This is a genomic window from Streptomyces krungchingensis, from assembly GCF_054729265.1.
The window spans coordinates 5,141,020-5,163,823 of record NZ_JBPUKY010000001.1 but is presented as its reverse complement, the minus strand read 5'-3'; the positions used below and the strand labels follow the sequence as shown (position 1 = coordinate 5,163,823).

20 protein-coding genes are annotated in these 22,804 nt (G+C 71.1%); 12 read left to right on the top strand and 8 right to left on the bottom strand.

The annotated features are described in order from the left end of the window. Positions 1–92: 92 nt before the first annotated feature. The 3 genes from mshA to ACSYGO_RS22650 all read left to right on the top strand — a co-directional run bounded on the left by mshA (position 93) and on the right by ACSYGO_RS22650 (position 3,992). A complete protein-coding gene (gene mshA, locus ACSYGO_RS22660) occupies positions 93–1,430 on the top strand; it encodes a D-inositol-3-phosphate glycosyltransferase (protein ID WP_426679058.1) in 1,338 nt (445 codons plus the stop codon). Between the two features lie 165 nt (positions 1,431–1,595). Then, entirely contained in the window at positions 1,596–2,096 is a 501-nt protein-coding gene (locus ACSYGO_RS22655; protein ID WP_426679057.1) for a type III secretion system chaperone family protein, read from the top strand. Between the two features lie 126 nt (positions 2,097–2,222). Continuing rightward, positions 2,223–3,992, top strand: coding sequence for a glycosyl hydrolase family 28-related protein (locus tag ACSYGO_RS22650; RefSeq protein ID WP_460387418.1), 1,770 nt, complete (start codon positions 2,223–2,225; stop codon positions 3,990–3,992). Here the strand turns inward: ACSYGO_RS22650 and ACSYGO_RS22645 are convergent. After that, complete coding sequence (locus ACSYGO_RS22645) at positions 3,989–4,810, bottom strand: helix-turn-helix transcriptional regulator (protein ID WP_460387417.1); 822 nt, start codon at positions 4,808–4,810, stop codon at positions 3,989–3,991. The genes ACSYGO_RS22650 and ACSYGO_RS22645 overlap by 4 nt on opposite strands. Before the next feature lie 49 nt (positions 4,811–4,859). Here ACSYGO_RS22645 and ACSYGO_RS22640 point away from each other — a divergent pair, with 49 nt between their 5' ends. Further along, positions 4,860–5,306, top strand: a complete 447-nt coding sequence (locus tag ACSYGO_RS22640; protein WP_426679054.1) for a DUF2000 family protein — start codon at positions 4,860–4,862, stop codon at positions 5,304–5,306. 179 nt (positions 5,307–5,485) lie between these two features. Here the strand turns inward: ACSYGO_RS22640 and ACSYGO_RS22635 are convergent, their stop codons facing one another. Continuing rightward, positions 5,486–6,766 carry an MDR family MFS transporter gene (locus ACSYGO_RS22635; protein ID WP_426679053.1) on the bottom strand — a complete coding sequence of 427 codons (1,281 nt, stop codon included), beginning with the start codon at positions 6,764–6,766 and terminating at the stop codon, positions 5,486–5,488. Between the two features lie 183 nt (positions 6,767–6,949). On the opposite strand from ACSYGO_RS22635, the gene ACSYGO_RS22630 reads away from it, so the two are divergent. Further along, entirely contained in the window at positions 6,950–7,711 is a 762-nt protein-coding gene (locus ACSYGO_RS22630) for a phosphoglyceromutase (RefSeq protein WP_426679052.1), read from the top strand. Between the two features lie 139 nt (positions 7,712–7,850). After that, complete coding sequence (locus ACSYGO_RS22625; RefSeq protein ID WP_426679051.1) at positions 7,851–8,270, top strand: cupin domain-containing protein; 420 nt, start codon at positions 7,851–7,853, stop codon at positions 8,268–8,270. A gap of 69 nt (positions 8,271–8,339) precedes the next feature. Here ACSYGO_RS22625 and ACSYGO_RS22620 read toward each other — a convergent pair whose 3' ends face one another. The 3 genes from ACSYGO_RS22620 to ACSYGO_RS22610 all read right to left on the bottom strand — a co-directional run bounded on the left by ACSYGO_RS22620 (position 8,340) and on the right by ACSYGO_RS22610 (position 13,524). Further along, positions 8,340–9,875, bottom strand: a complete 1,536-nt coding sequence (locus ACSYGO_RS22620) for a calcium-binding protein (protein WP_460387414.1) — start codon at positions 9,873–9,875, stop codon at positions 8,340–8,342. Positions 9,876–10,214: 339 nt separating this feature from the next. Continuing rightward, positions 10,215–11,612 (bottom strand): MFS transporter, encoded by a 1,398-nt coding sequence (locus tag ACSYGO_RS22615; RefSeq protein WP_426679049.1) that lies wholly within the window; start codon positions 11,610–11,612, stop codon positions 10,215–10,217. Then, on the bottom strand, positions 11,605–13,524 hold the full coding sequence (locus tag ACSYGO_RS22610) for a glycoside hydrolase family 15 protein (RefSeq protein ID WP_460387412.1): 1,920 nt from the start codon (positions 13,522–13,524) through the stop codon (positions 11,605–11,607). The genes ACSYGO_RS22615 and ACSYGO_RS22610 overlap by 8 nt, the downstream gene beginning before the upstream one ends. A gap of 689 nt (positions 13,525–14,213) precedes the next feature. On the opposite strand from ACSYGO_RS22610, the gene ACSYGO_RS22605 reads away from it, so the two are divergent. Then, positions 14,214–15,590: a hypothetical protein gene (locus ACSYGO_RS22605; protein WP_460387410.1), complete on the top strand. Its 1,377-nt coding sequence runs from the start codon at positions 14,214–14,216 to the stop codon at positions 15,588–15,590. A gap of 209 nt (positions 15,591–15,799) precedes the next feature. Here ACSYGO_RS22605 and ACSYGO_RS22600 read toward each other — a convergent pair whose 3' ends face one another. After that, complete coding sequence (locus ACSYGO_RS22600; protein ID WP_167455652.1) at positions 15,800–15,952, bottom strand: hypothetical protein; 153 nt, start codon at positions 15,950–15,952, stop codon at positions 15,800–15,802. Between the two features lie 375 nt (positions 15,953–16,327). Continuing rightward, positions 16,328–17,017, bottom strand: coding sequence for a phosphate signaling complex protein PhoU (gene phoU / locus ACSYGO_RS22595; protein ID WP_095935153.1), 690 nt, complete (start codon positions 17,015–17,017; stop codon positions 16,328–16,330). 222 nt (positions 17,018–17,239) lie between these two features. Between phoU and ACSYGO_RS22590 the strand changes: the two genes are divergently transcribed. Both ACSYGO_RS22590 and ACSYGO_RS22585 read left to right on the top strand, forming a co-directional pair. Continuing rightward, positions 17,240–18,517: a sensor histidine kinase gene (locus ACSYGO_RS22590; RefSeq protein WP_435225959.1), complete on the top strand. Its 1,278-nt coding sequence runs from the start codon at positions 17,240–17,242 to the stop codon at positions 18,515–18,517. Beyond that, the gene (locus tag ACSYGO_RS22585; protein WP_009340348.1) at positions 18,514–19,194 is read left to right on the top strand and encodes a response regulator transcription factor; all 681 of its coding nucleotides are present in this window, start codon (positions 18,514–18,516) and stop codon (positions 19,192–19,194) included. Before ACSYGO_RS22590 ends, ACSYGO_RS22585 begins: the two co-directional genes overlap by 4 nt. A gap of 118 nt (positions 19,195–19,312) precedes the next feature. Here the strand turns inward: ACSYGO_RS22585 and ACSYGO_RS22580 are convergent, their stop codons facing one another. Next, on the bottom strand, positions 19,313–19,999 hold the full coding sequence (locus ACSYGO_RS22580) for a DUF461 domain-containing protein (RefSeq protein WP_426681514.1): 687 nt from the start codon (positions 19,997–19,999) through the stop codon (positions 19,313–19,315). 685 nt (positions 20,000–20,684) lie between these two features. On the opposite strand from ACSYGO_RS22580, the gene ACSYGO_RS22575 reads away from it, so the two are divergent. From ACSYGO_RS22575 to ispF, 3 genes are all read left to right on the top strand, one after another. Further along, a complete protein-coding gene (locus ACSYGO_RS22575; RefSeq protein WP_003953493.1) occupies positions 20,685–21,167 on the top strand; it encodes a CarD family transcriptional regulator in 483 nt (160 codons plus the stop codon). 370 nt (positions 21,168–21,537) lie between these two features. After that, complete coding sequence (gene ispD, locus ACSYGO_RS22570) at positions 21,538–22,314, top strand: 2-C-methyl-D-erythritol 4-phosphate cytidylyltransferase (protein ID WP_426681515.1); 777 nt, start codon at positions 21,538–21,540, stop codon at positions 22,312–22,314. Next, positions 22,304–22,798: a 2-C-methyl-D-erythritol 2,4-cyclodiphosphate synthase gene (gene ispF / locus ACSYGO_RS22565; protein WP_028805682.1), complete on the top strand. Its 495-nt coding sequence runs from the start codon at positions 22,304–22,306 to the stop codon at positions 22,796–22,798. Before ispD ends, ispF begins: the two co-directional genes overlap by 11 nt. The last annotated feature ends 6 nt before the right edge of the window (positions 22,799–22,804 follow it).

The window sequence follows — 22,804 nt, the reverse complement described above, 5'->3', positions numbered from 1 at the left end:
GAGGAAATGGAGCAGGCCCCTCCGGCGTTTGCCCTCTTCGGAGGGCGTGCCGCGTCCTTCGACGGCATGCCCGCAGCAAGGAGGAACGCCACGTGAGCCAGTACGTCGGCAGGCTCGGGCGTCGCTCCCCGACGGCGTCCGCACGGCTCAGGCTGCACCGCAGGCCCCGTCGCGTCGCGATGCTCTCCGTGCACACCTCGCCGCTGCACCAGCCCGGCACGGGCGACGCGGGCGGCATGAACGTGTACATCGTGGAGCTCGCGCAGCGCCTCGCCGCGATCAACATCGAGGTCGAGATCTTCACGCGCGCCACCACCGGCGCCCTGCCGCCGACCGTCGAGCTGGCCCCCGGCGTCCTCGTCCGGCACGTCGACGCGGGCCCCTACGAGGGCCTCGCCAAGGAAGACCTGCCCGCGCAGCTGTGCGCCTTCACGCACGGCGTGATGCAGGCCTGGGCCGGCCACCGTCCCGGCTACTACGACCTGGTCCACTCGCACTACTGGCTCTCCGGCCACGTCGGCTGGCTCGCCGCCGAGCGCTGGGGCGCGCCCCTGGTGCACGCGATGCACACCATGGCGAAGGTCAAGAACGCCGCGCTGGCCGAGGGCGACACCCCGGAGCCGGCCGCCCGTGTCATCGGCGAGACCCAGATCGTGCGCGCCGCCGACCGCCTCATCGCGAACACCGCGGAGGAGGCGGACGAGCTCGTCCGCCACTACGACGCCGAACCCGGAAAGGTCGCCGTCGTCCACCCCGGCGTCAACCTCGACCGCTTCCGCCCCGCCGACGGCCGCGCCGCCGCCCGGGCCCGCCTCGGGCTCCCGCAGGACGCGCTGATCCCCCTGTTCGCGGGCCGCATACAGCCCCTGAAGGCCCCCGACGTGCTGCTGCGCGCGGTCGCCGTCCTGCTCGACGAGCGTCCGGAACTGCGCGGCAGGATCGTCGTCCCCGTGGTCGGCGGCCCCAGCGGCAGCGGTCTCGCCAAGCCCGAGGGACTGCAGAAGCTCGCCGCGCGACTGGGCATCGCCGACGTCGTGCGCTTCAGGCCGCCCGTCGGCCAGGAGCAGCTGGCGGACTGGTTCCGGGCGGCGTCGGTGCTGGTCATGCCCTCGTACAGCGAGTCCTTCGGTCTGGTCGCCATCGAGGCTCAGGCGGCCGGTACGCCGGTGCTCGCGGCGTCGGTCGGCGGACTCCCCGTCGCCGTGTGCGACCAGAAGACCGGCTTCCTCGTGCAGGGCCATGACCCCGCCGCCTACGCGCGCGTGCTGCGCCGTTTCGCGGACGACCGGACGCTCACGGACCGGATGGGCGCCGCCGCCGCGCGTCACGCGGAGTGCTTCGGCTGGGACGCCGCCGCCGGTGCCACGGCGGACGTGTACACGGCCGCGGCGCAGGCCCACCGGCGCCGGGTGCGCGCGCACACCGGCTGACACCTGGTCGCGACGGTGGCGGGTGCGCGCCGGTCACGGCCGACTCCGGTCCGCGGCGGTGCCCGTCACGGCCGGCGCTGGGGCGTGTGCCCGCCCCTCTCGACACCCGCCCGCCGCGGTCGCACCGGCCTCCGGACCGTGTCCGCTCTGACGTACGCTCCCTGCATGGCGGACGTACAGCAGGCGGCACAGGTCATCGAGGGGGTCTTCAAGGACGCCGAGCTCGAGTGGGAGAGCCCCGAGCCCGGCACCTACGTGGTCAAGCTCCCCGGCACCCGGAAGCTGTCCACGACCGTCTCGCTGATCGTCGGCAAGCACTCGCTGTCGCTGAACGCGTTCGTGATCCGCCACCCCGACGAGAACGCGGAAGCGGTCCACCGCTGGCTGCTGGAGCGCAACCTGAAGCTCTACGGGGTCGGTTACGCGGTCGACCCGCTAGGGGACGTCTACCTGGTCGGCAAGCTGCCGCTGGCCGCGGTCATCCCGCAGGAGGTCGACCGGCTGCTCGGCTCCGTCCTGGAGGCCGCCGACGGCGCCTTCAACACCCTTCTGGAGCTCGGTTTCGCGTCCGCGATCCGCAGGGAGTACGCCTGGCGGGTGTCCCGCGGTGAGTCGACCCGCAATCTGGACGCGTTCAGTCATCTGACCCAGCGTCCCGCCAACTGACCGACATTGCTCGGCAATTAGGGGTCGCGCACCCTCTTCCCCGCCCGGAGTCCTCGTGGCATGCTCACCGCCGACGCAGATCTGAACGTCGTTCACATCCATGGAAGCAATGGAGGGCGGACGGGCATGAGCAACGGGAGCTTCGGGAGCAACGGGAACGGCGGGAACGGCGGGAACGCAGCGCCCGACCGCGGCGAGGGGAACGGCGGGCGCGGCACCGTCAGCAGACGGCGCCTGCTCGCCGGCGCCACCGCCGTGGCGGCCGTCGCCGTGACCGGCGCGGCGGGGACGGCCGCCGCGTCCCCCGCACGGCAGGGCCACACCGCCGCGGGACAGGGCCAAGTCCCCGCCCTCTGGCACGAGTTCACCCGCACGCCGTTCACCCACCCGCAGATCCCGTACGTCGGCCGGTCCGGCCGCGGCGGCGGGGCGGCGCGCTTCCCCCGCCGCCCCGTCGTCGCCGACATCCGCGACCACGGCGACGTGACGGACGACGGCAGCACCGACTGCGCCCCCGCGATCAACCGTGCCATCGCCGCTGCCGGGAGGGCCGGCGGTGGCACGGTTCTCATCCCGCCCGGCACCTTCCGCATCGACGACCTGATCCGCCTCGGGCACTCGAACGTCGTCCTGCGCGGTGCCGGCAGCGACCGTACGAAGCTGTACGCGACCCGGAACCTCACCGAGCTGATCGGCGCCTACGGCTCCCGCTACGGCGGCGACAAGTCGTCCTGGTCCTGGGCGGGCGGACTCATCTGGCTGGCCCCGACCGCCCGTTGGGAGTCGCTCGTCGCCGCGATCAGGGCGAAGGCCTGGCCCTTCGAGGGCTGGACCGGCAACCGGCGCGACGAGTGGGAGACCCTCACGACGGTCGAACCCGCCCGCCAGGGCTCCTGGACCGTGACGGTCGCCGACGCGTCCCGGCTGCGGCCCGGCGGGCTCGTCCTGCTCCGCCTCGCCGACGACGCGGGCCACACGCTCCTGGAGCACATGTCGGGCGGCGGGCCCGGCCCCGAGGCGTACTACTGGGACGACAAGACGAAACTCACGTCGTACGTCCCCTACGAGTGGCCCGTGCGCATCACGCACGTCCGCGGCCGCAAGGTCACCCTGGAGCGCCCCCTCCCGCTCGACGTCCGGCCCGAATGGGACCCGCGTCTGACCACGCACGTGCCGGAGCTGACCGGCTCGGGGGTCGAGGGACTCACCCTGGAGGCCGTCGAGACGCCGCAGTCCCCGCACCTGCTCGACAAGGGGTACAACGGCGTCGTCTTCCAGTGTGCGTACGACTGCTGGGCCGACGACGTCGTCGTACGCCACGTGGACAACGGCTTCGGCCTCGTCGCCGCCTCCGCCTGCACCCTGCGCCGCACCAGGGTCGCCGGCCGCGGCTCGCACCACCCGTACTTCTGCCGCGAAGGCTCGCACGACAACCTCGTCGAGGACTTCACCGTCGAGCAGCGCACGGTGCCCGCCCCCACCGGGACCCAGCTCCACGGCATCAACGTCGAAGGCCTGTCCTCGTACAACGTCTGGTCGCGCGGGGACATGCAGATGGGCACCTTCGACAGCCACCGCGGGCTGCCGTTCGCGAACGTCCGCACCGACATCACGGTGAACAACAACGGCCGCCACGGCGGCGACGCCTCCGCCGGACCGCTGTTCGGCGCGCGCTTCACCCACTGGAACATCCGCGTGACCAACGGCCGCGCCGGCCTCATGAAGATCGACGGCCTCGCGCCCCGCAGCGCCACCGTCGGGGTCAACGAGGTCGGCGAGTTCGACCAGATCGACGTACCGGACTTCACCGGGGACCTGCACTCCCGTCTGGAGCTGTACGGGACCACGGACGTGGTGCGCCCGCGCAATCTCCACGAGGCCCAGCGCGACCTCTAGAACGGCCCTCCGGCCGGCCTGCCGAGGCCGGTGCGCGCGTACCGGCCCGGCGTCACCCCCACCAACCGCTTGAAATGCCGGCCGAGATGGGACTGGTCGTAGAAGCCGGTCGCGGCGGCGACGTCGCCCGGCGCCCCGCCGTCGAGCAGCAGACGGCGGGCGCGGTCGACACGACGGGACATCAGGTACTGGTGCGGGGCGATGCCGTACGCCTCGCTGAACGCCCGCACCAGATGGGCGGGATGGGCGTGCACCAGCCCGGCCGCCTCGTCGAGGGTGAGGCCCGCGACCAGCCGCTCGTCGAGGAGTTCGCGCAGCCGGCGGGCGAGCGGACGGTCGGGGCGCGCCGGTGCGGCGGCCACCCGGGGGCGCAGCCGGCCGCGCAGCCGCTCCGCGACCAGCGTCAGCCTGCTCTCCGCCTCCAGCTCGTCCCCGGGGTGCGCGAGCGCGGTGTGCATCTGCCCGACACGGCGTCGCAGCACCGGATCGACGAGATCCGGCCCGTCCATCGCGGGCCCGATCCAGCTCTCGTCGAGCATGCTCAGGTTGAGGTAGAGGACGCGCTTGCGGAAGCCGTGCTCGGTGACCGGCGAACCGTTGTGGGGGACGTACGGCGGGAGCAGCGAGACCGTGTCGTGCGGGGTGCCGTGCTCGTGCCGGTCGAGGTCGTACCGCACGGCCCCGTCGTCGACGATCAGCAGCGTCCACGCCTCGTGCACGTGCATCGGGTACGCGTACTCGGTGTAGTGGGCGTGGAAGACCTCCACGACACCCGGGACTCCGGGACGCCACGCCGTGATCTCCCGATGCGGGGCCATGCAAAGAACGTACAAGACGACGCGGTACCGAGGTCGGCAGTCTCGACGTATGAGCAGCAGCACCGGCAGCCCGGACATCGAACCCATCCGCTTCGACACCAAGATCGCCGTCCTGTTGCGGGACGACCTGGAGCCCTGGCAGCGGCTCAATGTGACCGCGTTCCTCGTCAGCGGCCTCGGCAGCGCCGTCCCCGAGGTGATCGGCGAGCCGTACGAGGACGCCGACGGGACCGCCTATCTGCCCATGTTCCGGCAGCCTGTCCTCGTCTTCGAGGGATCCAAGGAGACGCTGACCGCCGCCCACGGCCGTGCGCTGTCCCGGCAGCTGCCGCGGGCCGTCTTCACCTCCGACCTGTTCACCACCGGCAACGACCGGGACAACCGGGCGGCCGTGCGGGCCGTGCCGGCGGCGGACCTGGACCTCGTGGGGATCGCCGTGTACGGGCCGCGGAACGGGGTGGACAAGGTGATGAAGGGCGCGCGGATGCACCACTGAACAGGGGCGGGCCGGACGTGCAAGCCGGTGCGGACGTGCACGCCGGAAACCCCGGCGCCGACGGGGTGTCCTGGCGCGGGCCGCACGGGGTTGCCCCGCCCGGCCCGCATCGCTGTCGCGGCGTGCTGGCGTCCGTGCCTCGGCGTCCGCGCCCGGCGTCCTGGCGTCCGCGCCCGGCGTCAGGCGGCTCCGACCTCCGTCGCCGGGGAAACCGGCGGCGCGGCGGAGGACGCGACCGGCGCCTCCGCGAAGGAGGGCTCCTCCGCGGGCAGGCTCCGCATCAGCATCGCGTACCCCAGACCCGCCGCCGTGCCGACCACGGCGCACAGCCCCCACAGCCACTCCGCGCCGAACCGGTCGATGACCAGGCCGGACATCAGCGGAGCGACGAGCGCGGCGAGGGACCAGGACAGGGTGTACATGCCCTGGTAGCGGCCACGGCCCTGCACCGGGGAGAGGCGGACGACCAGCCCCGTCTGGGTGGGCGCGTTGACGATCTCCGCGAGCGTCCACACGCACACCGTCAGGGCGAAGACCCCGACCGAGCCGGCGAAGGCGGTGAGGCCGAAGCCGTACCCGGCGAGCAGCGACGAGACCACCAGCAGCCGCTTCGGGTCCCGATGCTCGATGAAACGGGTGACCGGGATCTGGAGGGCGACGATGAGGACGCCGTTGACGGCGACCGCCATGCCGTAGTCGGCCGGGGTGAAGCCCGCCTCGCCCATCGCGACCGGAAGCCCCACGGACCCCTGCTGGAAGACGAGGGCGACGAGGAACGACAGCCCGACGACGCTCATGAACCGTCCGTCGCGCAGCACGGTCCCGAGACCGACCGCCGGTTCCGCGGCGGCCTTGTCGGTGAGGGCAGGCCGGGATTCCGGCAGCTTCACGAAGACGACGACGGCGCAGACGAGCGTCATCCCGGCCTCGATCAGGAAGCCCGCGAGGTAGCTGAACTCGGCGATGAATCCGGCCGCCATGGAGGAGACGGCGAACCCCAGGTTGATCGCCCAGTAGTTGAGGGAGAACGCGCGCACGCGGTCCGCCGGGCGGACGATGTCGGCCATCATCGCCTGCACGGCGGGCCGGGAGGCGTTCGAGGCCATGCCCACCAGGAAGGCGACCGCGGCGATCGCCACGGGGTCGTGCACGAAGCCGAGCAGCGCGACCGCGAAGGCCGTCGACAGCTGGGAGATCAGCAGGGTGGGCCGGCGGCCCAGGCGGTCGGCCATCACACCGCCGCCGAGCGAGGAGACGACACCGCCCAGGCCGTGCAGCGACGCCACCAGACCCGCGTACGAGGCGGAGTACCCGCGGTCCAGGGTGAGGTACAGCGCCATGAAGGTGGCGACGAAGGCGCCGAGCCGGTTCACGAGGGTGCTGGTCCACAGCCACCAGAACTCGCGGGGGAGCCCCGAGACGGTCTCTCGGGCGGCGCGTCTCAGCGAGACGAGTGACATGCGGGACCCCCCGGTCAGGCAGGTGAGTAAGCGGCTCAAGCGGTGAGCACAACTTACGAAAAGGGGGAGCCGGAAGGCCACTCGATTAACAGATGCCGTCAACCGACCGGCGACGACGGGCCGCGCTGTCCGCCTGCCGGGCGAGGGCGCGAGCGATCAGAGGGTTCGATTACGCTCGGGGCCATGGCCGACGCACCGTACAAGCTGATCCTCCTCCGCCACGGCGAGAGCGAATGGAACGCGAAGAACCTGTTCACCGGTTGGGTGGACGTCAACCTCAACGAGAAGGGCGAGAAGGAGGCAGTCCGCGGCGGTGAGCTGCTCGAGGACGCCGGCCTGCTGCCCGACGTGGTCCACACCTCGCTCCAGAAGCGCGCGATCCGCACCGCGCAGCTCGCGCTGGAGGCCGCCGACCGCCACTGGATCCCGGTCCACCGCTCCTGGCGCCTGAACGAGCGGCACTACGGCGCCCTCCAGGGCAAGGACAAGGCGCAGACGCTCGCCGAGTTCGGCGAGGAGCAGTTCATGCTGTGGCGCCGCTCGTACGACACCCCGCCCCCGCCGCTCGCGCGTGACGCCGAGTACTCCCAGTTCTCCGACCCGCGCTACGCCACGCTCCCGCCGGAGCTGCGCCCGCAGACGGAGTGCCTGAAGGACGTCGTCGTCCGCATGCTCCCGTACTGGTTCGACGGCATCGTCCCGGACCTCCTCACCGGCCGCACGGTCCTGGTCGCCGCCCACGGCAACAGCCTGCGCGCCCTCGTCAAGCACCTCGACGGCATCTCCGACGCCGACATCGCGGGCCTGAACATCCCGACCGGGATCCCCCTCGCGTACGAGCTGGACGCCGACTTCAAGCCGGTCAAGCCCGGCGGCACCTACCTCGACCCGGAGGCCGCCGCGGCCGCCATCGAGGCGGTCAAGAACCAGGGCAAGAAGAAGTAGGACGGATTGATGAAGCCCCCTACCGGCGGATTCTCCGCCGGTAGGGGGCTTCATTCTGGGCCGCTTCGGAACGTGGGGCTGTCACAGATCAGGAGGCCGTCCTGTCTTCACCATGGACACTTCCTGATCGGAGAAATGCATGAGCGCTGAACAGGCACACCTGCCCCCAGGCGTCGAGGTGATCGCCACCCTGCCGAAGGCGACGGCCGGGATCCCGGACGGCTCCGAGGCCAGGACCGTCCGGGTCACCCTGTCGCCCGGCGACCCCGGCGCGCCGCCGCACCGGCACCCCGGACCGCTCTTCGGCTACGTGACCCAGGGCGAGATCCTCTTCGAGCTGGAGGGGCAGCCGCCCCGGGTGCTCAAGGCCGGTGACGCCGTGTACGAGCCCGGGGGCGACGTGATCCACTACCTGGGCGCCAACAACCTTCCGGACGCGCAGTCGGAGCTGGTGGTGACCATGTTCGCGCCGCCGGGTGCCCCGCTTCTGACCGTGGTGAGCGCAGAGGAATTGGCCGAACGACGGCACCTGCGGTTCACCCAGGGCGAGAAGAAGTAAGCACGCCTGAAGAAGCCCCCTACCGGCGGTTCTCCCGCGGGTAGGGGGCTTCGTCATGCGCTGGGGTCGTCAGATGGTGCAGCCGGGGCCGCTGAGGGGACGGACGCAGACGTTGAGCGAGGCGCCGCCGTTGTTGGTGTTGGTGCCGGGGCCGCCGTCGAGGGCGTCGGTGCCGTTGCCGCCGAAGAGGGCGTCGTCGCCGTTGCCGCCCTTGAGGGTGTCGGTGCCGTCCTGGCCCTCGACGCGGTCGTTGCCGTCGCCTCCGCTGACGGCGTCGTTGCCGTCGCCGCCGCACAGGATGTCGTTGCCGCCGCGACCGTCGATGACGTCGTTGCCGCCGAGGCCGAGGACGACGTCGTTGCCGGGCGTGCCGACGAGGAGGTCGGCCCGGCCGGTGCCGACGATGGTGGGCGTCGCGTCGGCGCAGGTGAGAACGGCGGGCGGACGGACGGTGAGCGTGAACTGCCTCGAGGCCGTGGGCACGTCGGCATCGGGGTCGGTGGCCGTCACGGTGAACGTGTACGTGCCGGCCGTCGTCGGAGTGCCGGAGACCACTCCGTTCGCCGGGTCGAGGCTCAGCCCGGGAGGCAGGGAGCCGCTGGTGACCGCGAAGGCGGGGGCGTCGGTGCCGCCGGTGGTCTGCAGGGTGGCGGAGTAGGAGACGTTCTGGGTGGCGTCGGGCAGCGGGCCGGTGGTGACGAAGGTCAGATCCTGGATCGTGTAGCTGATCGTCACCTGGCCGTTGGCGCTGGGGGTTCCGATCGGCGAGGTGGCGTACGTGGTGCCGGATCCCGTGGAGGTGGCGAAACTGCTGCCTCCGCCACCGCTGCCTCCGCCGGCCGCACCGAGGGTGGTGGCCGAAGCGCCGCCACCGCCGCCGCCGAAGTAGCCGCCTCCGCCGCCTCCGCCGCCACTGACGACGATGTCGGTGCCACAGCCGGAGTAGTTGCCGCCGGCACCTCCTGTGCCGACCGTCGCACCGGAGGATCCGCCCCCGGTGTCGCCGGCCCGGCCCGTACAGGACCCGACGACGGCTCCCGTGCCTCCCGTGCCTCCCGCGCCGGTGGTGGCTCCGCCACCGCCGCCCCCGGGCGAACCGCCGAGGGTCCCGCCCGTGCCTCCGGCAGTACCGTCGGGGGTTCCGCCGTTGCCTCCCTGAGTGGGGAGATTGCGTCCCCCGCTGCCGCCTCCTCCACCCGCCACCACGAGCAGGCTGCCGCCCGTCGCCACGCTCGACGCGCCGCCCCCGCCCGAGCCGGTGGACACGGGAGTGGTGGTTCCGTTTCCGCCCGCGCCTCCGCCGTTGTAGCCACCGGTGCCCCCGGCGCCGGTACAGGCCGCGCCGCCGGAACCACCCACGTTGACGGTGACGACCGTCGGGGTCGCGGAGGCCGGGAGAGTGGTGACCACCCGCGCCCCGGCACCACCCGTCCCTCCGTTGGGGCAGGTTCCCCTGACGGCACTGCCGCCGCCGGCGCCGTCAGCGGTGATCGTCGCCACCGCGTTCGCCGGGACGGTGAAGCTCTCCGGGGCACCCGTGAAGGTGAAGGTCCGAGTGATGTCGACTGCGCGGGGTGCTGCCGTGGCGGTCGCCGCCGGAGCCATTCCGGCACCGGACAGGACCACGCACAGGGCTGTCGCGGTGCCTGCCCCGTACCGTCGCCGACCGTTGCCCGGCCTCCCGCGCCGTCGCTCCGACGGCGCGGTCGCGGACCGCCACATGTGCCTTCCGTTCACCGATCTCTCCCAGCCTCTTGGTGCCAGACGTGTCGGCACTCGTGCGCAGTCGGCAGCCGGCCGGCGCCCCATACCTCACGGTGCACGCAGGCGCACTATATGTGACGGAAGGAGTGGTAACGGCGAATAAGTCCTTTTTATGGGCACCCTGAGCGCGTCGGCGGCGCGGCCGGCAGCGACCCATGACGACCGGCTGGGCGACCGTGATCAGGAGGGGCGGACCGGAGGCTGAGGCCGGTCGTGGGGGAGGAGGGCGGCTGCTGCCAGGCCGGCGAGGCCGATCGCGGCGAGGACGAGCATCGCCGCGGCGTAGGCGCCCCTGGTGAGGCCGGAGACCAGGATGGTGCCGGCGATCGCCGTGCCGAAGGAGGAGCCCAGGTTCGAGACGCTGCGGGACAGGCCGGAGATCTCGCCCTGCTGCTCCTCGGGGAAGCTCGACTGGACGACGTTCACCGACGGGGTCAGCATCACGCCCAGGCCGAGGCCGAGGAGCAGGAGACCGGGGGCGAAGGCCCAGGCCGAGGACAGGCTGCCGGCCAGGACGATCAGGACGGCCACCCCCACCACGGAGACGGCGAAGCCGGTCATGATCAGCGTCCGCTGCGGGTGCCGCCGGGCGAGACGTTCGGCCGCCAGCGACGTGGCCAGCAATCCGAGCGTCGCCGACGTGAAGATGACACCGGTCCCGATGGCGTCGTAGCCGCGCACCACCTGGAGGTAGGCGGCCACCGTGAACGACGAGCCCATGAGCAGCAGCCACTGGACGTTCTGGGTCACGAGCCCCAGGTTGGAGGTGCGGTTGCGGAACAGGGCGAGCGAGAGCAGCGGTTCCTTGCCGGACGCCTCCCTGGCGCGCACCCAGTGGAAGAACCACCAGAGCATGAAGATGCCGAGGAGCAGCAGGCCGAGCATCAGCCACACATCGTTGTCCGCGGCCAGGATGCCCATGACGATCAGGACCAGACCGACCGCGGACAGGACCGCGCCGACGGTGTCGAAGGGGCGGTCCGGCTCGGGCGGCAGCGGATCCTCGATGCCCCGGCTCAGCGCGACGATCACCACGATCACCAGGGCCTGGAACACGAAGGCAGCCCGCCAGCTGATACCCGTCGTGATGAGTCCGCCGATCAGCGGACCCGCGGCGGCCCCGACGCCGCCCAGCGCCATGATCACCCCGAACGCTCGGGCGCGGGAGGTCATGTCGGGGAAGAGGAGCGTCGTCAGGATGTAGACGGGCGGGATGAGCAGCGCCGTGCCGACGCCCTCCAGGATCGAGTTGCCGAGGATGAGCACGCCGAGCCCCGGAGCGACGGCGCTGAGCAGCGCGCCGACGCCGTACACGACGAGGCCCGTCAGAAGGCACCGCTTGCGGCCGTAACGGTCGGTCAGCTTGCCGCCGGGGATCATCAGGGCGGCCATGACCAGCAGGAAGACCGTGATCGCCACCTGCACGCCCTGCACGGTGGTGTCCAGGTCGCGGCTGATGTCGTTGATCATCACGTTCATGTTGGAGCCGGCGAAGCTGCAGATGAACTGGGCGAGGGCGAGGGCCGCCAACTCCCGCCGGTGCCCGCTCCGCCGCCCCGCCGCGACGGTCTCAGCCACCGGTGCCGCCTCCTCCGGTCCTGCCTTCGGGGGGTACCGCGTAGCGGTAGCGGAGCGACGTCGGGCGGCCGGCGCCGTGATCCGGCCCCGCCTCCGCCTTGGCGAGCTGCTCGTCCAGAGCCATGGCGGCGGTGATCAGGGCGAGATGGGTGAACGCCTGCGGGAAGTTGCCGAGTTGTTCGCCCGAGGGGCCGATCTCCTCGGCGAACAGGCCGACGGGGTTCGCGTACGTGAGCATCTTGTCGAAGGCGTACCGGGCCTGGGTGAGCCGCCCAGCGCGGGCCAGGGCCTCCACGTACAGGAAGCTGCACAGGTTGAACGTCCCCTCGGAGCCGCGCAGTCCGTCCGGCGAGGCCGCGGGGTCGTACCGGTAGACCAGGCTGTCGCTCACCAGGTCCTCGTCCATCGCGTCGAGGGTGCTGAGCCAGTCCGGGTCCCGCGGAGACAGGAAGCCGACCCGGGGCATCAGGAGCAGTGAGGCGTCCAGGACGTCGGTGTCGAAGTGCTGGACGAAGGCCTGCCGTTTGTCGTGCCAGCCCTTCTCGATGATCTGGCGGAAGACCGCGTCGCGGGCCTCGGTCCAGCGGGCGACGTCGGCGGGGCGGGAGAAGTGGTTGGCCGCGTGGACACCGCGCTGGAACGCCACCCAGGTCATCAGGCGGCTGTACGTGAAGTTCTGCCGGCCCCCGCGGGTCTCCCAGATGCCCTCGTCGGGCTGGTCCCAGTGGTCGGTGAGCCAGTCCAGCACGTCGCGCAGTGCCTTCCAGCCGCGGATCGCCCCCATGTCGCCGGCCACGATGAGCGCGTCGGAGGCCTCGCCGTAGATGTCGAGCTGGAGTTGACCGGCCGCGCCGTTGCCCGCGCGCACCGGCCCCGAACCCATGTAGCCCTCCAGGTGGTCGAGGGTCTCCTCGGCCAGGTGGGGGTCGCCGTCGACGCGGTACATGATCTGCAGCGGGTCGCCGGAGGCGTTGCCGCCGGCCTCGATGCGATGGCGCAGCCAGCGGCGGAAGGCGTGCGCCTCCGTGTCGAAGCCGAGATCGATCAGGGCCCTCACCGACAGCGAGGCGTCACGGACCCAGGTGTAGCGGTAGTCCCAGTTGCGTTCTCCGCCGACCTGTTCGGGCAGCCCCATGGTGGCCGCGGCGACGGGCGCCCCCGTGGGCGCGTACGTGAGCAGCTTGAGGGTGATCGCGGAGCGGTTCACCATGTCCTGCCAGCGTCCGCGGTACGTGCACGAGCGCAGCCACGACTGCCAGAACGCCCGGCACGACTCCAGCGCTTCGGCGATGCCGTCCAGCGTGGGCGGGGCCGGCGCGGGACCGCCGCTCGCGGCGCTGGTCAGCACGATGGCCGCCGCCTGGCCCGCGTCGAGGGTGAAGTGGGCGGTGAGGTCGTCGCCGTCGGCCCGGAGGGGGGCACCGGTGGTGGACTGCACATGGAGATCCGTCCCGGGTCCGTGGAGGACGGCGGAGTGGTCGTCGCCGAGGGCGAGCCTGTGCCGGGCCCGTCCGTAGTCGAAGCGCGGACGGCAGGCGAGGGTGAAGGGCAGACTGCCCCGCACGACGCGGGCGATCCGGACCAGCCGGTGCCGGTCCGTCGGCGTGGGGGAGTCGATCGGCTCCATGAAGTCGGCGACCTCGCCGACGCCACCGGGCCCCATGAACCGGGTGACGAGGATGGCCGTGTCGGACAGGTACAACTGACGGACCGTCATTCCGTTCCGTTCCGCCTGATCGGCGGCGAGACGACAGTGGCCGCCGCGCTCGCTGTCCAGGAGTGAGGCGAAGACGCTGGGCGAGTCGAAGCGGGGGGTGCACCACCAGTCGACCGTCCCGCCGGACGACACCAGGGCCGCCGTCTGGAGATCGCCGACCATTCCGTGCTCCGCGATGGGCGGGTACTGGTTCACGGGCCCTCCTCCGACACACGGACGCGGCCACGGCGAGCGCGCGTGCCCGTCCGGCACTCGCCCAGAGTTCCCCCAGGGGCGTCGTCCGGACATCACCCTCCGCGGGTGAGAGCGGGCGGAGCGGTGGCCTCGTCCGGCCGGCGTACGTCCTTGACCCGGCCGGGAATTCCGGTCGCGTGACGATGGCGACGTGGTGATTACGGCGTCTGATTACGGCGCCCTGATTACGGCGCCTTGATTGCGGCGCGGTGATTACGCCGTGGTGATGACGGGGTGGCGTCGGTCGCGTCCGCGAATTCGCCGAGCCCATTCCGGATCTCTTCGATATCGGGGCGGATTGATTTTTTTCCCGGTCGGTCTCCGCGTGGTGCGTCCGCGATCCGGATCACCCCGGTGTCCTCCGCGGCGCGGTTCGGTACCGAGCAGGTGCGGAGTGCGGGAGAGGGCGTGTCACCGAAGCCGTCATTGCAGCTCAGATACCACTTCCGTGGAGTGGAGGTGATCCGAGAGGTGTCCCTTATGCGGCGTTTACCCGCTGTCCTGGCGCTCGTCAAGTCCCGAACTCTCGGAACGTGATCCTGCTGCGCGATCCGGGCCTACTGGTGGTGCGGACCTCACCGGAAAACCCGGAAAGAAAACGAGGCCCCGCTTCGCACAAAGCGAATTTCATCGCCAGGAGGAAACACATCATGGCCCGTATCATCCGAAAGCACGGCGCCGTCCGTCCCAAGCGCCGGCTGAGCATCGCCACGATCGTGGCGTCGTCCGTCGTGGTCGCCGGGGGCGTCGTCCTGCCGGCCGCGGCCGCATCGGCGGCCCCGATGTCCGACGCCTCGATGGTGACCAATGCCGCCGCACACCACGGCAAGGGCAAGGGCAAGCACTACTGCTGGAACAAGGGCAAGGGTCACTGGGACAAGAAGCACAAGAAGCACTACTGCTGGGGCGACCACTACAAGTACTACTGGGACGACCACCACAAGTGCTACTACGTGTGGCAGGGCAGCAACAAGTACTACTTCTGGGACACCCACAACAACCACCACTACTGGAAGCACCACAAGGACCACTGGAAGACCAAGGACAAGGACCACTGGAAGGACGAGGGCCAGGTCGGCAAGCCGGGCAAGCCTGGGGAGCCCGGTAAGCCGGGAGAGCCGGGCAAGCCTGGGGAGCCCGGTAAGCCGGGAGAGCCGGGCAAGCCGGGAGAGCCGGGTAAGCCTGGGGAGCCCGGTAAGCCGGGAGAGCCGGGTAAGCCGGGAGAGCCGGGTAAGCCTGGGGAACCGGGTAAGCCGGGAGAGCCGGGTAAGCCTGGGGAACCGGGTAAGCCGGGAGAGCCGGGCACGGACCCGAAGACGGACCCGAAGACGGACCCGAAGACGGACCCGAAGACGGACCCGAAGACGGACCCGAAGACCGATCCCGGTCAGACGGACCCGAAGACCGATCCCGGTCAGACGGACCCGAAGACCGATCCCGGTCAGACGGACCCGAAGACCGATCCCGGTCAGACGGACCCGAAGACCGATCCCGGTCAGACGGACCCGAAGACCGATCCCGGTCAGACCGACCCGAAGACCGATCCCGGTCAGACCGACCCGGGCCAGACTGACCCCGGTCAGACCGACCCGGGCCAGACTGACCCCGGTCAGACCGACCCGGGCCAGACTGACCCCGGTCAGACCGACCCGGGCCAGACTGACCCCGGTCAGACCGACCCGAAGACCGACCCCGGTCAGACCGACCCTGGTCAGACGGATCCCGGTCAGACGGATCCCGGTCAGACGGATCCCGGTCAGACGGACCCGGGCCAGACGGATCCCGGTCAGACGGATCCCGGTCAGACCGACCCCGGAACCGACGGTAGCCAGACCGACCCCGGAACCGACGGTAGCCAGACCGACCCGGGGACCGAGGCCGGCCCGTCCGACGAGGGCTCGATGGACCAGGGTTCATCGGACCAGGGCTCGTCGGACAGCGGATCGTCGGACGGTGGGTCGATGGACGGCGGATCGTCGGACGGCGGGTCGATGGACGGCGGCTCGATGGACTCCGGTGGTGAGTGACGGTCGCACCCGCTGACCGCCCCTCACCGACGGGCCGGACGGGCTCCTGACGCCCGGCCCGCGGAACCCACCTCGACGGGGTGGAGGTCTCGAAGGCCTCCACCCCGTCGTCGTGCCGTCGGCCGGGGCCGAAGGACCCGAGCCGTCGGGGCGCGACGACGACGAAGGGCCCCGCTCGCACGAGCGGGGCCCTTCGTCGTCCTACTCGGTCAGCCGCACTGGCACGGATTGCCCGACTGGCAGCCGCACCCGCAGCCGGAGCCGCATCCGCAGGCTCCGAACAGTGGGAGGCTCTTGATCTCGGCGGGCTGCTGGGTGTCGCGGTCCTGCGTGGGGTCGGGCGTGCTGGGCGATTCGGCCATAGGTCCCTCCTTCAGGCGCGAAGGCGTGCGAGGCACACTGCACCGCACAGCTCCTGTCGCCCATTTCATGCCCAGTACGGCAGGCGCATCAACGGCGCATTGAGGTGCGCGCGCGCCCCGCAGCGGGACGACGACCGCCGGACGAACCCCCATCGAGCCCCGGAGAACCCTGATCGAGACCTCGCCGAACCCCGATCGAGCCCTCGCAGAACCCCGGTCGAGCCCCCCGGAGAACCCTGATCCAGCCCCCCCCACACGCACCTCGATCGCCCCCCCAGGAGCCATGACCGATCCCTGCAGGGACCCGACCGACCCGCCCGCAAGACCGAGGCCAGGCCGTCGAGGTCCCTGATCGGGCCCCCGCGAGCTCCTCGATCAGGTCCCCTCGACGCCCGTCACCGGCTGGATGTCCGGCTGGAGGTCGTCCGCGTGCTCGCCCGTGACCAGGTACACCACTCGCTTGGCGACCGAGACCGCGTGGTCGGCGAAGCGCTCGTAGTAGCGGCCCAGCAGCGTGACGTCGACGGCCGTCTCGATGCCGTGCTTCCAGCGGTCGTCCAGCAGATGCTGGAAGAGCGTCCGGTGCAGCAGGTCCATCTCGTCGTCGTCCTGCTCCAGCTGGAGCGCCAGGTCGACGTCCTTGGTGATCACGACCTCGGCGGCCTTGGCCATCAGGCGCTGGGCGAGCTGGCCCATCTCCAGGACGGTGGCGTGCAGGTCGCTGGGGACCGCGCGCTCCGGGAAGCGCAGCCGGGCCAGCTTCGCGACGTGCTGGGCCAGGTCGCCGGAGCGCTCCAGGTCGGCCGACATGCGCAGGGACGTCACGACGATGCGCAGGTCCGTCGCCACCGGCTGCTGCCGGGCCAGCAGGGCTATCGCACGGGCCTCCAGGTCGTGCTGCAGATCGTCGACCTTCTGGTCGGCCGCGATCACGCTCTCGGCGAGCTTCAGGTCGGTGTCGAGGATGGCCGTCGTGGCGCGCCCGATCGCCGACCCGACGAGCCGGGCCATCTCGACCAGGCCCTCGCCGATCGAGTCCAGTTCCTCGTGGTACGCGTCCCGCATCTGGTTGTCCCTCTCTCACGTCGGCTTGGGGGTCCGGGGGCAGGGCCCTGACCTCGGACAGGCCCCATGAACCCCACGCTCCCACGTTCCGGCCCGTACGCGTCCGTTTCCGTCACCTCAAGTGAACCGACCCTAGCTCCTAGGTGAACTCTGGGCGACGAGTGTTCGAGGTCGCACTCTGATGGCTGTGGCCAGGCATGACGGCATGCCTAACCTGGACGCATGGACGTGAACGCGGCGGTCGCCGCAGCGGCAGCGATCGCCGGAGTGCTCACCGGTGTCATCGCCATGCTGGCGTTCCGCTGGAGCGAGCGCGACCAGAAACGCCCTACCCGCACTTCCCTGCACACGGACCCGGTGCTTCCGCCCGGTGTCGACACCGTGCTCTCCGTGCTCCGGTCCTCCGCCGTCGTGCTCGACGAGGCGGACGCCGTGGTCAAGGCCAGCTCGGCGGCGTACGCCCTCGGGCTGGTGCGCGGCGGCAAGCTGTCCGTCGAGCCGATGCTCCTGATGGCACGTGACACCCGCCGCGACGGGGAGATACGCCAGGTCGAGCTGGACCTCCCGCGACGTGGGACGGGCCGGGGCGAGGCCCTCGCGGTCTCCGCCCGCGTGGCGCCGCTCGGCTCGCGGCTCGTGCTCCTGCTCGTGGAGGACCTGACAGAGGCCCGGCGCATCGAGGCCGTACGGCGCGACTTCGTCGCGAACGTCAGCCATGAGCTGAAGACCCCGGTGGGCGCCCTCTCCCTGCTGTCCGAGGCGGTCATGGACGCCTCGGACGATCCGGAGGCGGTGGAGCGCTTCGCCGGGCGCATGCAGATAGAGGCCACCCGGCTGACCAACCTGGTCCAGGAGCTCATCGATCTGTCACGGGTGCAGAACGACGACCCCCTGGAGGACGCCGAGCCGGTGCGTGTCGACGAGCTCGTCGCCGAGGCGATCGACCGGTGCCGCCACCAGGCCGGCACCAAGCAGATCACCATGGCCGCGGGCGGCACCGCCGACCTGAGCATCTGGGGGAACCGCGGCCAGCTGGCCGCGGCCCTCGGCAACCTCGTCGAGAACGCCGTCAACTACTCCCCGGCCCGTACCCGTGTGGGCATAGCCGCACGCAGGGTGACCGCGCCGGGCGGGGACCTCATCGAGATCGCCGTGACCGACCAGGGCATCGGCATCTCCGACAAGGACAAGGAGCGCATCTTCGAGCGCTTCTACCGCGTGGACCCGGCCCGTTCCCGCCAGACCGGCGGTACGGGCCTCGGCCTCGCGATCGTCAAGCACGTGGCCGCCTCGCACGCGGGAGAGGTCACGGTCTGGAGCTCCGAGGGTCAGGGCTCCACGTTCACCCTGCGGCTGCCGGAGGCGGGCGCGGCCCGCGACCGTGCGCACGAACACCACATGCCCGGACTCGACGAAGAGGACGAGACCGGGCAGCCCGACGGGACGACCACCGTCTCATCCCCGTACGAACCGCTTCCTGCCCCGGAGGTCCTTCCGTGACCCGTGTGCTCGTCGTCGAGGACGAGGAGTCCTTCTCCGACGCCCTGTCGTACATGCTTCGCAAGGAGGGCTTCGAGGTCGCCATCGCGACCACCGGGCCCGACGGACTCGACGAGTTCGAGCGCAACGGCGCCGACCTCGTCCTCCTCGACCTGATGCTGCCGGGGCTGCCCGGCACGGAGGTGTGCCGCCAGCTGCGCGGCCGCTCCAACGTCCCGGTGATCATGGTCACCGCCAAGGACAGTGAGATCGACAAGGTCGTGGGGCTCGAAATAGGAGCCGACGACTACGTCACCAAGCCGTTCTCCTCCCGCGAGCTGGTCGCCCGCATCCGCGCCGTCCTGCGGCGCCGCGGGGAGCCCGAGGAGGTCACCCCGGCCGCGCTGGAGGCCGGACCGGTCCGCATGGACGTCGACCGTCACGTGGTCACCGTCTCCGGCTCCAAGGTCGACCTCCCGCTGAAGGAGTTCGACCTGCTGGAGATGCTGCTGCGCAACGCGGGCCGGGTGCTGACCCGTATGCAGCTCATCGACCGGGTCTGGGGCGCCGACTACGTGGGCGACACGAAGACGCTCGACGTCCACGTGAAGCGCCTGCGCGCGAAGATCGAGCCCGACCCCGGTGCGCCGCGGTACCTGGTGACGGTGCGCGGCCTCGGCTACAAGTTCGAGCCGTAGACCGGCCTCACGTCCGGGCGCGCGTGAGGCGCGGTGCCGTCGAAGCGGCCCGGTCGCGCGAGTACGACGAAGGGCGGGACCCCTTTCCCGGGGTCCCGCCCTTCGTCGTAGGGACAGGTCAGTGACCGGCCGAGGTGGTCGCGGTGCCCGTGGCGGTCGCCGTGGCCGTCGCGCTCGACGAGGCGGCGTCCGTGGGCTTGCCCGAGGCGGACCCGGACGGCGAGCCGCTCGCGCTGCCGGACGGCTTGGTGGTCGCCTTGGCGGTCTCGGAGGCGCCGGGGGCCGCCGGGATGTCGCTCGGGCCCCACTTGGAGAAGTAGCTCTCGGCCGGGACGACGAAGGCGCGCAGGCTCACGTCCCCGGTGCTGCTGAAGCTGAAGGTGACCTTCTGGGCGTTGCCGTCCTGGACGGCCTCGCTGCTGTTGTCCAGGACCGCGGAGGCGTTGCCCTTGCCGCCGATGACGACCGAGCCGCCGGCGGGGATGGTCAGCTTGCCGGTGCCCTTGGCGGGCGAGATCGTGGCCGCCTTGTTCGTGTCGGCGACGGTGATCGAGTCCAGCGTCTGCGGGGTGCGGCCGTTGTTGAAGATGGTCGCGGAGATCACGGCGGGGCCCGTCGACTGGAGGTCGGGCTGCGTGATCACGGTGGCGTTCTGGATCTTGATGGTGCCGACGGAGGTGGCCGCGTTGTCCGGCTTGACCTCCAGCGTCTGTGCGTTGTTGCCGGCGCCGCACGCGGCGAGCGAGGCGATCGAGAACGCGATGGCGGCGGCGGCGAGAGCGCCGCGTCGAAGGCTGCTGCTCACGGCGGCGGCAACTCCTTGAACGTGGGCGAAGCAGGGCGACTTCGTTGTAAAGCCGCCCTAAGGGTCTGTCAGCGGCCTTAGGTTACCGAGCCGTTCCCATGCCACCGCACCCGACCCGCCTCTAAGCGTCGACGGGCTCCGCCGCGCGGGGTGCGTGGCGCGTCCGTCGCACACTTCACGGACGCGGCGGGACCGTTTTGGTGACACGCTGGTCCGCCATTCACATAAGTTCTCCCGTCATCGGCTTGCGGATTTTCCCGTAAGGCGTCGTAAGAGGGTGAAGGAATGCTCGGCACTCTCTAAAATCGATCACCCGGTGAACGCGGGTTGATCGCGACCGGATGGCCGGCGGATCGGCGGTCGATCATCGGCCTTCTTGATCAATTCCGGATTCGACTCGTACTCGGCTCCGCTCCTCGAACGGAGTAGCGGAAGTCGCACCCTTGGAGCGGGACAAAACGGGATGTTCGGACGCTGGTCAGGGGCTCTCGTCGTGTGTAACGTGCGCGTTTCGCTCCCCCTGGACAGCGGCTCCGACCTGCGAATACCCTCTTCCGCTCGCCCCTCGCAGCACGTTCCTGTTGTGGTTGTCAAGCCCCGAGATATGCCCTGACCTGCGAAAACGCCATTCAGAAGACGCCGTATCCGTGTTACCCTGGATAGCCACGGAAGGGGTACCTGTCACATGACGTTCAAGGTTGGCGACACCGTGGTCTATCCCCATCACGGGGCCGCGCTGATCGAGGCCATCGAAACTCGCCAGATCAAAGGCGTGGACAAGACCTACTTGGTGCTGAAGGTCGCCCAGGGCGACCTGACGGTGCGTGTGCCAGCGGACAATGCGGAGTTCGTCGGCGTGCGTGATGTGGTCGGTCAGGACGGGCTGGACCGGGTCTTCGAGGTGCTGCGCGCGCCGTACGCCGAGGAGCCCACGAACTGGTCGCGTCGCTACAAGGCAAATCTGGAGAAGCTCGCCTCCGGCGATGTCATCAAGGTCGCGGAAGTCGTGCGTGACCTGTGGCGTCGTGAGCGCGAGCGCGGACTCTCCGCCGGTGAGAAGCGCATGCTCGCCAAGGCCCGCCAGATCCTGGTGAGCGAGCTCGCTCTCGCGGAGAACACGAACGAGGACAAGGCCGAGGCCCTGCTCGACGAGGTTCTCGCGTCCTGACGCAGGCCGCGGTCGCCGAGACGGTCGTCTTTCCCACGGCGGTCCTCCCGACTACGCACACGCCCGCGCAGCTGCGCAACGAAATGCCGCGGTGCCCGATGACGCATTTGCTGTCGCCGGGCGCTGCGGCATGTTCGTACCCGCGGAAGTCTTTCACCCGCGCCCACTCGGTGTTCACCCGGGGAATCCGGTCCCTGGTGACCGAAGTGCCCGATACTGGCGTGCCGGGCCCGTGCAGTCGCTCGACCGGATGTCACGGAAGGGTTCCGGTCGAGGCGTCGCGCCCGGCACTCCCCCGAACTCGGTGAGCCGGGGGTTACCCCCAGGGCCATACCCATCAAGGCCGAGCACACAAACCTGACAGGAACCGATGTCTGACGATTCGCGCCCTTCGCCGTCGGGCGCACGTACCGCGGTCGTGATTCCGGCCGCCGGCCGGGGCGTGCGCCTCGGTCCGGGCGCCCCCAAGGCGCTCCGCGCGCTGAACGGCACCCCCATGCTCATCCACGCGGTACGCGCGATGGCCGCGTCCCGCGCCGTGTCCCTGGTCGTCGTCGTGGCCCCGCCCGAGGGCGCGGCCGAGGTGAAGGCGCTGCTCGACACGCACGCCCTGCCCGGGGACAACCCCAGCGGCAGCTGGGGGAAGACCGACTTCCTCGTCGTCCCCGGCGGTGACAGCCGCCAGGAGTCCGTGAAGTACGGGCTCGACGCGCTGCCGCCCGGCATCGACATCGTCCTGGTGCACGACGCGGCCCGTCCCCTCGTGCCCGTCGACACCGTGGACGCCGTCATCGAGGCGGTGCGCGACGGCGCTCCCGCCGTCGTACCGGCCCTGCCGCTCGCCGACACCGTCAAGGAGGTCGAGCCCACGGCCGTCCCCGGGGCGCCCGAGCCGGTCGTGGCCACGCCCGTGCGGGCGCGGCTGCGCGCCGTGCAGACGCCGCAGGGCTTCGACCGCGACACGCTCGTGCGGGCCCACGAGACCGTGACGGACGACGTGACCGACGACGCCAGCATGGTCGAGCAGCTGGGGCTCCAGGTCGTGGTCGTGCCCGGACACGAGGAGGCGTTCAAGGTGACGCGCCCCCTGGACCTCGTCCTCGCCGAGGCGGTTCTCGCGCGACGGAGGCTCAACGATGGGTTCTGAGGCACCCGTGATCCCGCTCGTCGGGATCGGCACCGACATCCACGCCTTCGAGGAGGGCCGCGAGCTGTGGTGCGCGGGCCTGAAGTGGGACGGGGAGGGCCCCGGGCTCGCCGGCCACTCCGACGCCGACGTCGTCGCGCACGCCGCGTGCAACGCGCTGTTCTCGGCGGCCGGGCTCGGTGACCTCGGCGCCCACTTCGGGACCGGGCGGCCCGAGTGGTCCGGCGCCTCGGGCGTCACGCTGCTGACCGAGGCGGCCCGGATCGTCCGCGAGGCGGGCTTCACCGTCGGCAACGTCGCCGTGCAGGTCGTCGGTCCCCGGCCGAAGATCGGCAAGCGCCGCGAGGAGGCGCAGAAGCTGCTGTCGGAGGCCGTCGGGGCGCCCGTGTCGGTCTCCGGTGCCACGACGGACGGTCTCGGCTTCCCCGGCCGCGACGAGGGACTGATGGCGGTCGCCACGGCACTGGTGGTGCGCACCGGCTGAGGCCGG

What these genes read in the sequence shown, in the direction of transcription:
- ACSYGO_RS22575 (WP_003953493.1), top strand. Translation starts at nt 20,685, where the DNA reads ATGACGTTCAAGGTTGGCGACACCGTGGTCTATCCCCATCACGGGGCC.
- phoU (WP_095935153.1), bottom strand. Translation starts at nt 17,017, where the DNA reads ATGCGGGACGCGTACCACGAGGAACTGGACTCGATCGGCGAGGGCCTG.
- ACSYGO_RS22650 (WP_460387418.1), top strand. Translation starts at nt 2,223, where the DNA reads ATGAGCAACGGGAGCTTCGGGAGCAACGGGAACGGCGGGAACGGCGGG.
- ACSYGO_RS22625 (WP_426679051.1), top strand. Translation starts at nt 7,851, where the DNA reads ATGAGCGCTGAACAGGCACACCTGCCCCCAGGCGTCGAGGTGATCGCC.
- ispF (WP_028805682.1), top strand. Translation starts at nt 22,304, where the DNA reads ATGGGTTCTGAGGCACCCGTGATCCCGCTCGTCGGGATCGGCACCGAC.
- ACSYGO_RS22605 (WP_460387410.1), top strand. Translation starts at nt 14,214, where the DNA reads ATGGCCCGTATCATCCGAAAGCACGGCGCCGTCCGTCCCAAGCGCCGG.
- ispD (WP_426681515.1), top strand. Translation starts at nt 21,538, where the DNA reads ATGTCTGACGATTCGCGCCCTTCGCCGTCGGGCGCACGTACCGCGGTC.
- ACSYGO_RS22655 (WP_426679057.1), top strand. Translation starts at nt 1,596, where the DNA reads ATGGCGGACGTACAGCAGGCGGCACAGGTCATCGAGGGGGTCTTCAAG.
- ACSYGO_RS22630 (WP_426679052.1), top strand. Translation starts at nt 6,950, where the DNA reads ATGGCCGACGCACCGTACAAGCTGATCCTCCTCCGCCACGGCGAGAGC.
- ACSYGO_RS22600 (WP_167455652.1), bottom strand. Translation starts at nt 15,952, where the DNA reads ATGGCCGAATCGCCCAGCACGCCCGACCCCACGCAGGACCGCGACACC.
- ACSYGO_RS22635 (WP_426679053.1), bottom strand. Translation starts at nt 6,766, where the DNA reads ATGTCACTCGTCTCGCTGAGACGCGCCGCCCGAGAGACCGTCTCGGGG.
- ACSYGO_RS22640 (WP_426679054.1), top strand. Translation starts at nt 4,860, where the DNA reads ATGAGCAGCAGCACCGGCAGCCCGGACATCGAACCCATCCGCTTCGAC.
- ACSYGO_RS22620 (WP_460387414.1), bottom strand. Translation starts at nt 9,875, where the DNA reads ATGGCTCCGGCGGCGACCGCCACGGCAGCACCCCGCGCAGTCGACATC.
- ACSYGO_RS22590 (WP_435225959.1), top strand. Translation starts at nt 17,240, where the DNA reads ATGGACGTGAACGCGGCGGTCGCCGCAGCGGCAGCGATCGCCGGAGTG.
- ACSYGO_RS22645 (WP_460387417.1), bottom strand. Translation starts at nt 4,810, where the DNA reads ATGGCCCCGCATCGGGAGATCACGGCGTGGCGTCCCGGAGTCCCGGGT.